16 protein-coding genes are annotated in these 15,857 nt (G+C 35.5%); 11 read left to right on the top strand and 5 right to left on the bottom strand.

The features are described 5' to 3' along the window. Positions 1 to 586: 586 nt before the first annotated feature. Positions 587 to 1,969 carry a TlpA family protein disulfide reductase gene (locus V7S76_RS11305; protein ID WP_459510216.1) on the bottom strand — a complete coding sequence of 461 codons (1,383 nt, stop codon included), beginning with the start codon at positions 1,967 to 1,969 and terminating at the stop codon, positions 587 to 589. A gap of 338 nt (positions 1,970 to 2,307) precedes the next feature. Between V7S76_RS11305 and V7S76_RS11300 the strand changes: the two genes are divergently transcribed. Further along, positions 2,308 to 2,808 carry a heme-binding domain-containing protein gene (locus V7S76_RS11300; RefSeq protein ID WP_459510215.1) on the top strand — a complete coding sequence of 167 codons (501 nt, stop codon included), beginning with the start codon at positions 2,308 to 2,310 and terminating at the stop codon, positions 2,806 to 2,808. A gap of 19 nt (positions 2,809 to 2,827) precedes the next feature. Then, on the top strand, positions 2,828 to 3,400 hold the full coding sequence (locus V7S76_RS11295) for a pentapeptide repeat-containing protein (protein WP_459510214.1): 573 nt from the start codon (positions 2,828 to 2,830) through the stop codon (positions 3,398 to 3,400). Between the two features lie 14 nt (positions 3,401 to 3,414). Here the strand turns inward: V7S76_RS11295 and V7S76_RS11290 are convergent, their stop codons facing one another. The 3 genes from V7S76_RS11290 to V7S76_RS11280 all read right to left on the bottom strand — a co-directional run bounded on the left by V7S76_RS11290 (position 3,415) and on the right by V7S76_RS11280 (position 6,937). Next, a complete protein-coding gene (locus tag V7S76_RS11290; protein WP_459510213.1) occupies positions 3,415 to 5,493 on the bottom strand; it encodes an outer membrane protein assembly factor BamB family protein in 2,079 nt (692 codons plus the stop codon). A 21-nt stretch (positions 5,494 to 5,514) separates the two neighbouring features. Beyond that, positions 5,515 to 6,480 (bottom strand): glycosyltransferase family 9 protein, encoded by a 966-nt coding sequence (locus V7S76_RS11285; protein ID WP_459510212.1) that lies wholly within the window; start codon positions 6,478 to 6,480, stop codon positions 5,515 to 5,517. Positions 6,481 to 6,592: 112 nt separating this feature from the next. Continuing rightward, complete coding sequence (locus V7S76_RS11280) at positions 6,593 to 6,937, bottom strand: LytTR family transcriptional regulator DNA-binding domain-containing protein (RefSeq protein WP_459510210.1); 345 nt, start codon at positions 6,935 to 6,937, stop codon at positions 6,593 to 6,595. A gap of 247 nt (positions 6,938 to 7,184) precedes the next feature. On the opposite strand from V7S76_RS11280, the gene V7S76_RS11275 reads away from it, so the two are divergent. The 9 genes from V7S76_RS11275 to V7S76_RS11235 all read left to right on the top strand — a co-directional run bounded on the left by V7S76_RS11275 (position 7,185) and on the right by V7S76_RS11235 (position 14,915). After that, positions 7,185 to 8,156 carry an aldo/keto reductase gene (locus V7S76_RS11275; protein ID WP_459510209.1) on the top strand — a complete coding sequence of 324 codons (972 nt, stop codon included), beginning with the start codon at positions 7,185 to 7,187 and terminating at the stop codon, positions 8,154 to 8,156. Between the two features lie 18 nt (positions 8,157 to 8,174). Beyond that, complete coding sequence (locus V7S76_RS11270; protein WP_459510207.1) at positions 8,175 to 9,122, top strand: aldo/keto reductase; 948 nt, start codon at positions 8,175 to 8,177, stop codon at positions 9,120 to 9,122. A 1-nt stretch (position 9,123) separates the two neighbouring features. Next, positions 9,124 to 10,149 (top strand): zinc-binding alcohol dehydrogenase family protein, encoded by a 1,026-nt coding sequence (locus V7S76_RS11265; RefSeq protein WP_459510206.1) that lies wholly within the window; start codon positions 9,124 to 9,126, stop codon positions 10,147 to 10,149. Further along, the gene (locus V7S76_RS11260; protein WP_459510205.1) at positions 10,146 to 10,964 is read left to right on the top strand and encodes a TIM barrel protein; all 819 of its coding nucleotides are present in this window, start codon (positions 10,146 to 10,148) and stop codon (positions 10,962 to 10,964) included. The genes V7S76_RS11265 and V7S76_RS11260 overlap by 4 nt, the downstream gene beginning before the upstream one ends. A gap of 1 nt (position 10,965) precedes the next feature. Then, on the top strand, positions 10,966 to 11,301 hold the full coding sequence (locus V7S76_RS11255) for an L-rhamnose mutarotase (protein ID WP_459510204.1): 336 nt from the start codon (positions 10,966 to 10,968) through the stop codon (positions 11,299 to 11,301). Positions 11,302 to 11,313: 12 nt separating this feature from the next. After that, a complete protein-coding gene (locus V7S76_RS11250) occupies positions 11,314 to 12,612 on the top strand; it encodes a M20/M25/M40 family metallo-hydrolase (RefSeq protein WP_459510203.1) in 1,299 nt (432 codons plus the stop codon). 69 nt (positions 12,613 to 12,681) lie between these two features. Continuing rightward, positions 12,682 to 13,119, top strand: a complete 438-nt coding sequence (locus V7S76_RS11245; protein ID WP_459510202.1) for a Rieske 2Fe-2S domain-containing protein — start codon at positions 12,682 to 12,684, stop codon at positions 13,117 to 13,119. 135 nt (positions 13,120 to 13,254) lie between these two features. Continuing rightward, positions 13,255 to 13,710 (top strand): DinB family protein, encoded by a 456-nt coding sequence (locus V7S76_RS11240; protein ID WP_459510201.1) that lies wholly within the window; start codon positions 13,255 to 13,257, stop codon positions 13,708 to 13,710. Continuing rightward, positions 13,707 to 14,915: a L,D-transpeptidase family protein gene (locus V7S76_RS11235; protein ID WP_459510200.1), complete on the top strand. Its 1,209-nt coding sequence runs from the start codon at positions 13,707 to 13,709 to the stop codon at positions 14,913 to 14,915. Before V7S76_RS11240 ends, V7S76_RS11235 begins: the two co-directional genes overlap by 4 nt. A gap of 206 nt (positions 14,916 to 15,121) precedes the next feature. Here the strand turns inward: V7S76_RS11235 and V7S76_RS11230 are convergent, their stop codons facing one another. Continuing rightward, on the bottom strand, positions 15,122 to 15,856 hold the full coding sequence (locus tag V7S76_RS11230; RefSeq protein ID WP_459510198.1) for a DUF5672 family protein: 735 nt from the start codon (positions 15,854 to 15,856) through the stop codon (positions 15,122 to 15,124). Between the last annotated feature and the right edge of the window lies 1 nt (position 15,857).

The raw sequence follows: 15,857 nt of genomic DNA, 5'->3' as shown, positions 1-15,857 counted from the left end.
AAAAAATGGACATCGTTTTTGCTAATTGAAAACTTATATTTTTTATCAATTGACTGATTATTCTCTATTTGAAATATTAAGGAGCAAGGTGGGATGAGAAGAGGTAATAATGTGAATTAACTGTTAAAACTTCTAATTAATTTTTTCTTGCTGCTCTTTGTAACAATCATTATAAACATGGCTTCGATAATTCGCTAAGCTCATTAACCATACTTTGACAAGGTCAGCAACCGCTTACAGCCACAGTTCGTAATCACAAAGAGGTTTGCCCTTAAAGCTAATTATATCTCGATACTAACGGTTAATCCGCCGAAAGAAACGAAATAAATTAGGAGGTATGAATTATGAGTTATGAATTTCAAAAAACGCTCATAATTCATCATTAAATTGATTCGTTTTGGATTAACTGGCAGAAAATGAGTTTTTTTGTTTCTTTTTTTCTAAAAAAAGAAATGCCTTAGAAAATGAATTAGCCAATAAATTGCATTGATAGGTAATAGATATTAGTCTTTAGTTATTAGTGTTTAGTGAAAATTCCTATTACCTATTACCTTTTACCTATTACCTTTTACCTAATACCTAATACCTACTTTCTATTACTGATAAAAAATTTCTTCAAAGTCAGCGGGCTGATTTTTTTGTCTTCTAGTAATCCGAATCGATTAACTAAATAAAAGGTTGGATTAGAAAAAGCATCATAAGTAGTACGAATTTCATTATTATCTGCCATGTTAACATGTGCATAATTCTCTGTCAATTTATATTTTTTGGTAAAATTGACCCATTCTGATTTAGGTAATCCACTTTCATTACAAATAGCATAACGACCAATTTTCAATTTAAAGGATTTCTCTAATTGCTTGATAGTACTATCCATCAAGGGCACCTCAACCTGACAATGATCGCAAGTAGGCGCATAGAATATAACGACCGTGTAATCATATTTTTTTGCAAAGTCGTGCAAATCCTGTACTTTATCTGTTGAATCTTTTAAACTAATTTTCGGACTTAGTTGGCCTATGATTAATTGTTTTGCACTTGAATTAAGGGTTTTTAACAGCTCAGCTTTTTTGTCTTTTTTCAAAAAATCGCATTTAGCATTTGCCACATATTTTGTCAGGTAGCGGCTATATCCATCCGCATTATTTTGAATATTCCTATTTCGTAAAATACTACCAAAATAATCAAAAACATAAGAGTAAGCTTTTGACTTACAGTCTAATTTACTCATAACATGATCAACGCCCACTTGCAAAGAATCTGAATTCAATGGGAAATAGGACAAATATTCGTACAGAATATTCTTCATTTCAGGCGTAAATAATAGCTTGGGATTTGTTAAATCAAAAGGCTTAAGAAATTCTTTTCGTTTAACGATATCCCTTCTAGAAGGAATGGACTGATCCAACAGATTAAGTGATTTAAAATACGTATACAGAACATCCTCGGGCTTCAAAGAAATCAATGCATTTGTTCTAAATTCAACCAAAGCTGCTGTTTTTGTTCTAAAAAATTCAGCCTTTTGAGCGAAGTTAAATTTTCTGCCATATTTAACCTGTTCATTGAAATTGGAATCTAGGTCGGCAAATTGAGTAATCAACCGCTGATAATTTAGAAAAATAATATTTTTGGGAGAGGTAATTTCAATGGTTTTTAAATAATCTTTTTCGGGTATATTGATATCAAATACATCATTATCTTCTAAGCTCAGATAAACTTTTTCTTTTGTTTTAGGGAAATACAAATAATATATCCCACCCACGATGGATTTTTTTGACCGAATGAATTTAACTTTTCCATTCAACTTAATGGTATCTTTAGGTATGTAATTTTTGTCGTCAAAAAGAGTCGATCGTAAAAATACCTCGTTATTAGTTGAAGAAATTTGTGTGCTGACTTTGATCGTGTATTGGGCAAAAGTTATTAGCGGAAAAATAAAAAAGCTAATTATTGAAAATAATTTTTTCATTTGGTTATTGTATGATATAATTTAAAATTGGTCCGTAAAAATAGCTTGGCTAAGTCGTAAAATTATTAATTAATTAGTACATTTTTAAAAAAATCAGTTCACTATTGGAATTTGTATTCATAAATTTGATAAAGATAAAACAGTTGACGTTTCAACCACCAAAGTTTAATTTGGTCTATAAAGCTTCTATAATGGTCTCAAAACTTCGAGCTTCCATCCTAAACTTACAAACTTGAATAAATTTCAGAATCGTCTGTGCTCAAAGCTTTCCATATATCTAAGGAATATGACTTCAGAGGATTTGAAAAAAGTATTAAACCCTAAAAATATATATTGAAATGAAAAAAAAACTATTACTTGGACTGATTGTGGTACTGATTGCCATTCAATTTGTACCTACGGAGAAAAATGAGTCGAATGATATGCAATATGACATATCTACCAAGTACACGATTCCAGCAGATGTCAATGTCGTTTTGAAAAATGCTTGTAACGACTGCCATACCAATACTACTACCTATCCTTGGTATTCGAACATTCAACCTGTAGGTTTTTGGTTAGATCATCACGTGAATGATGGAAAAAAACATTTGAATTTTTCTACTTTTACCAAAATGCCCATCGCTGTTCAAAATCATAAATTAGAAGAAGTTATTGAGCAAACAGAAGCAAAAGAAATGCCAATGCCTTCTTACACTTATTTCGGTTTACATTCAAATGCCAATTTAAGTGAAGAACAAAGAGCTTTAATTATCAATTGGGCGAAAGGTGAAATGGCTAAATTGAAAGCTGCCTACCCGGCGGATAGCTTAAAAATGAAGCCTAGAAAAAAAGCATAAGTAATTAGCATCTTCAATCATGAGTCTCCCCTATTTAGTTGATCAAGTATTTGAAAAATATTCTACTGCTACCCAAGTTTTAGCCATAGGTGAATATGAATCTTGTACTTTTAAAAATTGCGATTTGGGATCTCAAGATTTATCCTCTTTTATTTTTACAGATTGCACCTTTTTGAATTGCAATTTGAGTTTAGCAAAAATTCATAAAACAGCATTCAGAAAGGTGCATTTCAAAGAATGTAAACTACAAGGTTTGCATTTTGAATTAGCTAATGATTTTCTCTTCGAAGTTAGCTTTGACTATTGTAGTTTGAACTTATCTTCGTTCTATCAAATGAGCCTAAAAAAAGGCATTTTCTCTCATTCTCAATTACACGAAGTGGATTTTACAGAGGCAAATTTAAGTCAAAGCAAATTTGCCAATTGCGATTTAATGAACGCCATTTTCCAACAATGTAACTTAGAAAAAGCCGATTTTTCAGAAGCCTATCATTATTCCATTGACCCTAGAAATAATAAAATCAAGCAAGCCATATTTTCAAAAGAAGGGCTCAGTGGCTTATTGGATTCTTTCGGAATTAAAATCGTATAATGACACCAATTGTTCTATTTTAAGGCAAAAGCCACGTATTGATTTCCTTTGGGGGTCCCTAATTTTGTGCCTCCGCAGGCAATGACCACATATTGTTTTCCATTGGCCATATACGTTGAAGGGGTGGCAAATCCTGCAGCTGGCAATTTCTTTTTCCACAATAATTGGCCATTGTTCACATCAAATATTCGGAAAAATCCATCCTTCGCAGCAGCAATAAAAAGTAATCCGTTGGAGGTTATGAGTGGTCCTCCGTAATTTTCAGCACCAGTATTAACTATGCCCTTTTTAGCCAATTCTGGTTCAACTCCAAATGGAATTTTCCAAAGATATTTACCAGTATTCAAATCTATGGCACTCAATGTTCCCCAAGGTGGACTAATAGCAGGTAAGCCTTTATTGTCCAAAAATTTATTATACCCTGTCATTCGATAAGGGATGAAAGGTCCTTTGACACCTTCATTTGTGGCAACCTCTTTGGGAACTTCGTTCATGATAAAGGAGGCAATATTCTCTTGTTCCTCCTTGCTTAGGTGAGAAAAACCGGGCATCATTCCTTTGCCTTGAGCAATTATTTGCTTAACAAATATTTTGCTTCGCTTTTGATGTAGCTCCAATAAACTTGGATAACCACTCGCCACATTCCCTTTACGATCTTCTTTATGACAAGTCATGCAATTTCGTTGATACGCTTTTTCTCCACTACTTGCCAACAGATTTTTCGTCTCCGTCGCGACCATGGTTTGTACCCAAGCCATTTCATTAGAATTGACATACAATAAGCCTTTTTCCGGATTTGCTCCAGCACCACCCCATTCGGCGCCGCCATCAAATCCAGGTAAAATCAGAGTTCCCTCTAAGCTAGGAGCATCATACCAGCCTTTCCTCATTTTGCTTAATTGGGTTTTCAACTCTTCTCGATTTTCAGCATAAGGACTTATGTCATTTTCTGTCAATTCATCGGATTGTCGGGCATAAGGTTTTGGTAAAAGAGGATATGGTTGCGTTGGCCAAGCAGATTCACCGATTAAGGTTGATTTCCCAACTAGGCGCTCTTGAATGGGAAATAATGGTTTGCCTGTTACTCGATCAAATACAAAAACAAAACCTTGTTTCGTGACTTGGGCAACCGCATCGATCATTTTGCCATTTTTCTTTATTTGTATCAAATTGGGCGGTGCCGGCAAATCGCGATCCCAAATATCATGGTGAGTCATTTGAAAATGCCATAATCGTTTCCCCGTTCTGGCATCTAAGGCAATTAAACAATTGGCAAATAAGTTCGTTCCTTTACGATTACCTCCCCAAAAGTCGAAACCAGCCGAACCTGTTGGAACAAATAAAATTCCACGTTTAAGATCTACTGACATACCTGCCCAATTATTGGCAGCTCCAACAAATTCATTCTTGTAGGCATTTTTTGAAAAAGTTTGATAGCCAAATTCACCGGGATAAGGAATGGTATGGAATGTCCAAGCTAATTTTCCAGTGATTACATTAAATGCCCGTATATCTCCTGGTGCGGCATCGGCACCCTCTGATAAGCGCAAAGGCATGATAATCAAATCCTTATAAATTGTGCCTGGAGTATTCGAAATCACAAATTTATTTTGAGCAATTGCGGGTAATCCTGTATGTAAATCTACTTTTCCATGGTTTCCAAAGGTTTCAATGGGTTTTCCATTTTTCGCATCTAAAGCCCAAAGATTAGGACCTGCTGTAAATAATATTCGTTCCTCCGAACCATTGGTCCAATAAGACACCCCTCGACTGGTACTTGCCCAATTTTTAAGAGGATCACCAAAGTGCCAACGTTCTTGTCCTGTGGCTGCATCCAAAGCAAACGCTTGCACAGAAGAGCTTATTCCATATAAAATTCCATTGATAATAATCGGGTTGGATTGCATTTGGCCAGAGTCTGGCATGGCATATGTCCAAGCTACTTCTAAATTTTGAAGATTCTCCTTGGTTATTTGGTTCAACTTGGAGAAATGATTTCGATCTGCACCACCCAAGTATTCAGGCCAATCGTTTGAAGAAAAATGGAAAGCCGCAATGGCAAAAAAACCAAAAAGTAGAGCTGTTTTCTTCATGGGTTCACATGGATTGATACTTTAAATTAGTCGCTGAAGTTCTGTCCAAACTTCCTCCAAAGATAAACCATTTGCAGGGCCGGATTGATTAAAAAGAACTTTTGTTTTTACTTGATCTTGATAAAAACCAGAATAAGGCATGTAATTTTTAAAAAATGAAAACTCGCCGCATATAATTACCCCTTGAATTTGAAAGGCATTTGCCATATGAGTGGGACCAGAATCCAATCCAATGAAAAATTGAGATGATTGAATAATTTTCATCATATCCATCAAACTTGTTTTTCCAACTAGGCTTTTAAAATTCGGATGCTGATAATTCAAAGGATTAATTCGACCAATTTCTACCATTTTTATATCATAGCGATCCATGATTAAATCAAGTAATTGTATCCATTTTTCATCTGTCCAATCGCGCCAACCCTTATTTGATTTGGTATGAATCACCCAATAAGGCTCTTTCCAAGGCAAATTGAAATTATGGGAATCCAAATACAGATGCGGTTGTCCTTTCAACTTTCCAAGATCGGCTAATTGAGATGATACTTCCAATAAATTGTTTTGAAAATAATAATTAGACAAAGTCAAACCCAATTCGTCTGCCCGAGGATTATGGATTCGCGTATTTGTTACAAAATCTTTACGAAAACCACTTAAATGCAAGGAATAATGAACATGAAAAGGGTTGGAATGAATCAATAAATGACTCAATAAGGTATATTTTAGATCTAAAAATAGGTTAATCAATGGGTGATGCTGAAGCAAAGGCTGATATTGTTGAGAAGCAATCCAAGTAATATGTACCTCGCCGAACTTTTCCTTTAAAGCCCCTAATACAGGCTCAGAGGCAATAATATCTCCATAATCGCCATCCATAGAAATACCTATAAAGGTTTTCTTTGGCGTCAAAACCCTTAAAAAAAGGATATGCGCAAAAAGTCGAATAAAGTACGCAAGCACTTTTAGTCGATACAAGAAAATTTTCAAGGTAATAGGTTTAAATCGACCTAAAGATAGAAATAAAAATGATAGAAAGGAGAATCAGGGGAAGAGAGAGAAAAAAGAGAAAAGAGGAAAGAGAAGAATAAAAATCAGGAAATTATAAATTAAAAAAAGCTTTCATCAAGGGGACATTTCTTCTTGAAATTCCAATAGCAAAATCATCTTGCATGATGATGGATTTTCTTGATTTCAATTCGACCGATTTTATGTAAGCGGTATGAACTAAATAAGATTTAGATGGGCGGATAATTTGTATGTCTTTTAAAAGTGCTTCATAATATTTTAACGTACGGCAAGAAAGTTTTTTTTCGCCATTGATGAAATGGATAATGGAATAATTACCCTCTCCTGCAATATATTTGATCTTTGAGGCATCATAAAACTCACCCCCTAATTTGAATGATTTTGCATTTTTAGGAAGAGGTTTCTTAAGTTTGATCATAGAGTGAAATAGATTTAGAAATAATCCAATATAAAGCTATCATTGAAAAAACTGTTACTATAATTAAATTGAGTTAATTGCGTGAGAAACGTATTTTTACACATTTTTCACTGATTTGGAACTAGATTTTGTGTGACAGATTTTACAAAATCCTTGTAAATAATTTACACGATTATTAGATTAATGAGCCAACAGATAGATTAAAAAAAAAGATTTGATACATTTGGAAATTAATGCAAAAAATAAAATGGAAAAAAGAGTATTTGGAAAAACAAATTGGGAAATAAGTGAGATTGGGTATGGAATGTGGGGTTTAGCAGGATGGACAGGATCAGATCAGGATGAAGTAAGTAAATCATTGGAATTGTCGGTTGAATTAGGTTGTAATTTCTTTGATACCGCTTGGGGTTATGGGGCTGGATTAAGTGAGCAAATTTTGGGTGATTTGTTAAAAAGACATGCCAACAAAAAATTGTATGCTGCCACAAAAATCCCTCCTAAAAATTTCATTTGGCCTTCCAAATCTCATTTTACTTTAGAAGAGTGTTTTCCTGCAGATCATATTATTGAATACACCGAAAAAAGCTTAAAAAATTTAGGGGTAGAACAAATAGATTTACAGCAATTTCATGTTTGGGAAGATGCATGGGCAGAACATGATGAATGGAAAAGAGCCGTTGAAAAACTAACCCAAGAGGGCAAAGTGGCGCATTGGGGAATCTCTGTGAATCGCTGGGAACCTAATAACTGTTTAAATTCCTTGAAAACAAATTTGTTTTCATCTGTTCAAGTGATTTATAATATTTTTGATCAAAATCCAGAAGATCAATTATTCCCATTGTGCAAAGAATTAAATGTAGGGATTATAGCCCGTGTTCCATTTGACGAAGGTAGTTTAACTGGTTTATTGACCAAAGAAACCGTATTCCCTGCAGATGATTGGCGTTCTACTTATTTTGTGCCTGAAAATTTACATTCAAGTGTTGAACATGCAGACGCCTTAAAACCGATGGTACCTTCGAACATGGATATGCCTGAAATGGCTTTACGTTTTATCTTATCGAATCCAAATGTAGGAACTATAATCCCAGGGATGCGCAAAATCAAACATGTTCAAAGCAATATTGCTACCTCAGATGGAAAGGGGCTTGAAAAATCTTTGGTTGAAAAGTTAAATCAACATCGTTGGGAAAGACAACCGACCGTTTGGTCACAATAAAATTTGAAATAATCAACCATGGAATATCGAAAATTAGGAAAAACCAATGAAATGGTTTCGATTCTAGGATTTGGGGCATCACCGCTTGGTAATGTTTTTGATGAGGTAGATGAGCAAGAAGGTATTAACTCCGTTCATTATGCAATCGATCATGGCGTTAATTTCTTTGATGTTTCTCCTTTTTATGGAATTACCCTAGCTGAAACCCGTTTAGGAAAAGCATTAATTGGTAAAAGAAAAGAAGTATTTCTAGCTACCAAATGTGGGCGCTATGATTTGCGTTCTTTTGATTTTTCTGCCAAACGCATCGAAGCAAGTATTGATGAATCGCTTCATCGCTTGCAAACAGATTATGTAGATTTGTTTCAATTGCACGACATCGAGTTTGTTTCAAAAGAGCAAATTTTACAAGAAGCCATGCCGGCGATTGAAAAAATAAAAGCTTCCGGGAAAGCAAGATTCATTGGAATTACGGGATTACCTGTTCGTTATCTAGCTGAAATTGCCCGACAAGTGGAACTTGACACCGTTCTTTCGTGGGCACATTACAATTTATTGCAAGATGAATTGAACGATGAACTCGTTCCTTTATCGAAAGAAAAAGGATTTGGATTAATGAACGCTGCGCCCTTAATGCAACGAATCTTATCCGATGCAGCACTTCCTGAATGGCACAATGCCCCTAAAGAAATGTTGGCCATTCAGCCTGTTTTGTTGAATATTTGTCAAAAATATGGTGTGCGATTAAGTGATGTCGCCATGCGATTTGCCATGGATCATCCAGCGATAGCAACAACCATTGTCGGCATGTGCCGAATGACTTCCATTCAAAAAAACATCGCCTCTTTGGATTTTAAAATACCTGCAGGCCTATTGGAAGAGTTAACTGCAGCCATAGAACCTGTTAAAAATTTAATGTGGTTCGAAGGAGAAGAAGTCAATAATATACCTCGTTCAAAAGCCTGATATGAAAGCACTATTTCTGACAAAAATTGGAGAAACGGAAATTCGAGAAGTAGAAAAACCCATTCCTGGCCCGGAAGAGGTTTTGGTTAAAATTGGCATGGTTGGGTTTTGCGGTGGCGACTTAAATGGCTTCAAAGGTCTTTTTGAACTTCAAGAATATCCCAATATTTTGGGCCATGAAGTAGGTGGAACAATTGAATCCTTGGGTTCATCGGTTCCAAATGAATTTCATATAGGTCAAAAAGTCACTATATATCCTTATCAAAATTGCGGAAAATGTATTTCTTGTCGGAAAGGACGCCGAAATGCATGCCAGGACAACAAAACCATGGGAGTCCGACGCCCTGGAGCCATGACCCGCTACATTGCCATTCATTACCAAGATTTGCACCTTTCTACCCAACTTTCTTTAAAAGAATTGGCATTGGTAGAACCCTTAACTGTTGGATTCCATGCAGTTACCAGAGGCCGAGTTAGTCAAAATGATACCGTGGCGGTCATTGGTTGCGGAATAGTAGGTTTTGGGGCGATTGCTTCTGCAGTAAACAGAGGGGCAAAAGTGATTGCCATTGATATTGATGAGTCGAAAATGGAAATTGCAAAAGCAATTGGTGTGGCACATACCATCAATACTTCCAAAGAAAATTTACATGAAGCTCTTTCTAACATTACCGACGGTGATGGTCCAGATGTGATTATTGAAGCTGTGGGAAATGCCATAACCTATCGTGCAGCCGTTGAGGAAGTGGCATATACAGGTAGAGTCGTTTGCATTGGTTATGCCAAATCTCCCGTAGAATTCAATACAGGTGTATTTGTTCGAAAAGAAATTGAAATTTTAGGGTCCAGAAATTGTACGGACGAATTTCCAGAAGTAATTAGCTATTTGGAAACCGGGAAATTCCCAGTAGACCAAGTAGTTTCCAAAGTTGTTTCTTTGGAAAAAGCGGGAGAAGCTTTGGCAGATTGGGCAAAAAACCCACAAGGAATAACCAAAATTATGGTTGATTTAGAAACTAGCTTATGATAAAATCTTGCGCGACCATTGCCTTGGTTCCGGAAATCACTTCAGGTCCATGGATTTATTGGAATGATTTGGAAAAAAGCATGGCCCATGCCTCTGCTTTAGGATTTGATGGCGTTGAATTATTTACCGCATCACCGGATGCCATAGAACTCGCTCAGCTAACAGATTTAATAGACAAATACGATTTGCAATTAGCAGCGGTGGGGACTGGTGCAGGGAAGGTTATTCATGGATTGACATTAGCAAATCCTGATGAAAATATCCGAAAAAAAGCAATCGAATTTATCATGCAAATGATGAATTTTGGGGCAAAATTGAACGCGCCAGCTATTATCGGTTCGATGCAAGGACAAGTGTTAGCTGGTGAAAACCGCGAACAAGCCCTTGAATATTTAGCCGAAGGTTTAAGCGTTTTAGGAAAACACGCTGGTTCATTGGGTGTAAAATTGATTTATGAACCATTGAATCGGTATGAAACCAATTTAATGAATACCTTGGGTGACGCTTCTTTATTTTTGACAAAACATCGTATTCAGAACGTTGGTTTATTAGCGGATTTGTTTCACATGAACATTGAAGAAACCGATTTAGCGGCAAGTATTTTAGAAAATAAAGATTCCATTATACATGTACATTTTGCGGATAGTAATCGGCGACCTGTAGGAAATGGGCATTCTGCATTAACGAATGTGGCCAAAACCTTACAAGAAATCAATTATCAAGGTTTTGTTTCAGCGGAAGCCTTTCCTTGGCCAAATTCAGAAGCAGCTGCAGAACAAACCATTACTTCTTTTCAACACTATTTTACTAATTAATATGCAACGATTTTGTTTAGCCCTTGATTTGATTGATGATCCCGAATTGATCAAAGAATATGAGCAGTACCATGCAGAAGGAAGTGCATGGCCAGAAGTAACCCAACATGACATTGATGCGGGAGTATTAAACATCGAAATTTTCCGAACTGGCAATCGAATGTTCATGATTTTAGAAACGGTAGATGATTTTACTTTTGAGAAAAAAGCAGCATTTGATGCAACCAATCCTAAAATTGCAGAGTGGGAAAAACTCATGTGGAAATTTCAATTACCTCTTCCTTGGGCCAAAGATGGGGAAAAATGGATGCTCATGAATCGAATATTTAAATCCTAATGAATCATTAACATGTTAAAAAACTATCTATTGAAAACCTTATTAACGTTTATCCTATTTTTATCTATCCCACCATTGGTGTGGAGCCAATCAATTGATAAAATCATTCAAAAATCTGAAACAGAACGCATTGAGCGGTATCTGTCTTCAGATGAATTAGCAGGAAGAAAACCATTTACACCAGGAATTGAAAAAGCAGCTCAGTTTATATCCGACGAATTTGCTAAAAATAAATTGACTTTTTTAGCGCCAAATAAGTCGTATTTACAAACCTTTAACCTTTACCAGCCTAAATTACTATCCTCTCAAATCACATTGGATCATCAGGAATTGGATGCTAAAAAAGTAGCCATTTTTACCAAAGAAGAAAATCTACAAATTGATGAAAAATCAGGTTATCAACTTGCAGAAATCAAAAAAGGAGAAAATCTCTTTCGTTCTGTTTATCAATTTCTATCATCCAAAACACCTCAAATCGTTTTAGTAGATGAAAGTTTTGCTAATAATTTTGGCCGATTGGTCAATAGAAATCCCTTAAGTGAAAAGCAAGTAAATGTCATTTTCATATTGACCAATAAAATTCCAAGTAGCTACAATATCCAAGCAAAACATTCCATTCAAGCATTGAATTTATCGAATGTAGTTGCCATGATTCCTGGCAAATCCTTAGCAAATGAATACGTCATTTTTTCTGGACATTATGATCATTTGGGAATCGGAAAACCCATCAAAGGCGATTCGATTTATAACGGCGCCAACGATGATGCCGCCGGCACCACTGCCATGATGATGTTGGCCCATTATTTTAAGAAGAAAAAAAACAATGAAAGATCCTTGATTTTTGTGGCCTTTACGGCAGAGGAAAGCGGAGGATTTGGCTCTAAATATTTTTCCGAACAATTGAATCCGGAAGAAGTGAAAGCCATGTTCAATTTAGAAATGATTGGCACCGAAAGTAAATGGGGTAAAAATAGTGCCTACATTACTGGTTTTGAGAAGTCGAGTATGGGGGAAATTTTACAGAAAAATTTGAAGGGAAGTGCATTCAGCTTTTACCCAGATCCTTACACGGAACAAAATTTATTTTATCGATCGGACAATGCGACTTTAGCACGCTTAGGTGTACCTGCTCATACGATTTCCACGTCAAAAATGGATGATGAACCCAATTATCATCAAGCAAGTGATCAAATTGAAACACTCGACTTGGACAATATGAATGAAATTATAAAAGCAATTGCCAAAAGCGCGGAATCCATCATTTCAGGGAAAGATACCCCTTCGCGTGTCGACACAAGTCAATTAAAATAATTTTATTCCATAATTTTTTATACATTGAGGCGTTTTGCAACAATTAAACCCTTAAAAAAGCCTAATAAAATGGAAAACAAGATCAAAAGAAATGAATTTTTAAAATCACTTGGTTTAAAAGGAGCCTCCTTAATGGCGGTTTATTGCGGTGTTAGCACCTTAAGTTCTTGCTCCAAAGATGAAGAAAGTATTACTCCAGCATCTTCTGTTGATTTTACGCTAGACTTAAGTCAGGCATCTAATTCAGCTCTTTCAAAAGATGGCGGATATGTAATCAGCAACCGAGTGGTGGTAGCTAGAATCTCTGCTTCCAAATATGTAGCAGTAACCCAAATTTGTTCTCATGAAAATAAAGCATCCGTCATTTATTCAAACAGTGGATTTTACTGCCCAGAACATGGTGCTACTTTTGACACAACAGGTAAAGGAACGAATGAAAATGGGTCAAGGGGATTAACTGCCTACAAAACTACTTTGACTGGGACGAGTTTGAGAGTGCAATCTTAAGAAAGTAATAGGTAATAGGTAAAAGGTAAGAGGTAAAAGGTAAGAGGTAATAAGGTAAAAGGTAAGAGGTAAAAGGTAATAGGTAAAAGGTAAGAGGTAATAAGGTAATAGGTAAAAGGTAGGAGGTAAAGAAAAATGAAAACAAAAACTGCTTTGATGCTGGAATTGTGGATTGAAGCGAGGACTCGTTTGACTAAATTATTACCCCTGATTAAGCCGGAGGATGTTGGAAAAAAATTAGGTGACTCTCCCAATACCATTGGATTTTTGATTCGACATATCGGAGAGGTAGAACTATTATTTGCCAAAAATGTTTTTGGATCAACTGATGTAAAAGTCATTGCCAAAACAGTCATTGCACAAAAAGATTCTGGAGAATGGACAGATTTACCAGAGCTACTCCAGTATGTTGATGAATCCTTTTCGGCACTTCATAAAATCGTATCAGCCCAAAGCGATGAAGATTGGGAGACAATCGTTACCACCAAGGAATTTGGCTCAAAAACAAAAGCTGAAGCATTTGGTCGCATTGTATCTCATACCTCCTATCATGCAGGCCAATTGGCCTTGTGTGTAATATACGGAAGATGAAAAAAATTATACTCTTCATATTCATCTCTTTTCAATTATTTTCACAAAAGCCATTAAACTTTCAATGGCTTTCGCATCCAAGTTCCATCCAATCATTAGATAGTTTGATTCAACATTCAACTCGAATGGGTTTGAATAATTCAGATTATCCTCATCGTCTGCTACAATTAGCACACAAAATCAATACACAATCGGATTCCATACAGGTTGAAAAACAAATCCAACAAGTAGCATCTCGATTTTTTAAACACCTAGCCTACGGCAATCGAGTGCCCCATTTTGATTTCAATGGTATACCAAATCAATTATTTAATTATCAAATTGACCGTCAAATCACTTTCCATATTACCCAAAATTCATTAGGAGAATTAGCCCAAAACCTCCTTACATCAACCAAAGAAGTTGATATACTGCATCAATCTTTAAATAAATTGATGGATTCTACTCCACATCAAACAAAAAAAATTGCTTTGTTAAAAAAGGCTCTCAATGAATATCGTTGGCTATCGGCCTTGAAAAAAAAATATTCGAAATTTATATTGGTTAACATTCCATCAACTCAATTAAGAACCTATACATTTGGAAAAGAGGAGCTCCGAATGAAAGTGATTGTAGGTCGTGCTAAAAGACCCACAAGAACCCTTGTGAGCAAGATTGACCAAATTATCTGCAATCCCTATTGGCATTTACCCAAAAAAATATCGGTTGAGGAATACCTTCCAAAGATTCAAAAGGACATTCATTATTTAGAAAAAAACCATTTTCAAGTTCTAGACCAAAATTATCAATCGGTTGATCCCCAAAAAGTTAATTGGAATCATTTAAATACTCGTAATTTTCCATACCGATTAAGGGAAAATCCTTCTGAAAAATCGACATTGGGATTTTTAAAATTCGAATTTTATAGTCCTTTTCTGATTTATTTACATGATACCTCCGATCGATATGTATTTCAGACAAAACATTTTTTTCGAAGCCATGGCTGTGTACGTGTAGAGAAACCATTTGAATTAGCCCGTTATATCTTGTCCGACCTACCGAATATATCCGATGAAATAAGTCAAGAAAAATTACAACTAAAAACAAAACCCAAAAACATCAAAACAAGTAAAATAACCCCTATTGTCATTTGGTATAGTTTGGTTGATTTTGATGCGGATGGTAAAGTGAAATTTTATAAAGATGCTTATTTAGGTAAGAGGTAAAAGGTAATAGGTAATGGGTAAGAGGTAATTATGCGAATCAAGGGTTAAAACTTCTAATTTAAATTTCATATCATTCCGCCCTTCCAGCGAAAAAGCCTGTCGAAGAAACAAAGTCGGAGGAAAGGTATATAAATGATGTATAAAATAGCTCTTAATTCAAAATCCTTACTTCATAATTCATCAATACTTGATATTGGAAGAGTGTATTAGATTTTTGAATCTTTTGGCTTATCCATCATTTTTTTCCAAAAACTTGGACTATATTTTTCCCAAGCGTGGCATCCAAAGGGTAATTTTTCTTGATTCATTTCAAAAGCTAGTCGTGGATTTTTTTCAAAGCCGAAAGCCAAGGCTTGTTTCCAAGAGGGCAATTTAAGCATAAATCGCAAGGGAAAAGATCGGCGATGGTATATCGAAAATAAAGAATCTTCGTTGGCAGGCCATTGATTGTACAATAAATGGTACCATTTTAAAAATCGGATGATGGGTTGGATTTTTCTCAATGAAAAGCCACCGTTCAGTAATACAGGGTCTACAATGGGCCAATTAATGGTCTCATTATTTTCCCAATGTTTGCGGCGCAATTTGGGACTTCCAATGTAATCAAATCCTTTGGCACACCATTCTTTCAATTCATCTCTGAAGACGTAAGCGTCCAATTGATAAATCAAAATATAGTCAAAATCACTAAAACGCTCGTAAAATTCAACACTAATTAAAAGATGATTGTAGGTTTTAGTACTTTGGAAAAAATGAGAAGGGAATCCGAAAAATGAAGCATTGGGGATGTTATCGATGTAATTTGTTTGTAATTCATCTGGCCCAACAAAAATAATGGGGTAATGTCCTAAAATTTTTTGGCATTGAGCAAGCGATTGTTCTTCATTGGAATTTAATTCCGACTTATAAACAGGAATGACTATTGCAACTTGCTTTTTCATT

The sequence above is a fragment of the Aquirufa sp. ROCK2-A2 genome, assembly GCF_054558485.1.
The sequence above is the reverse complement of the archived record's forward strand: the minus strand, read 5'-3'. Positions and strand labels throughout refer to the sequence as shown.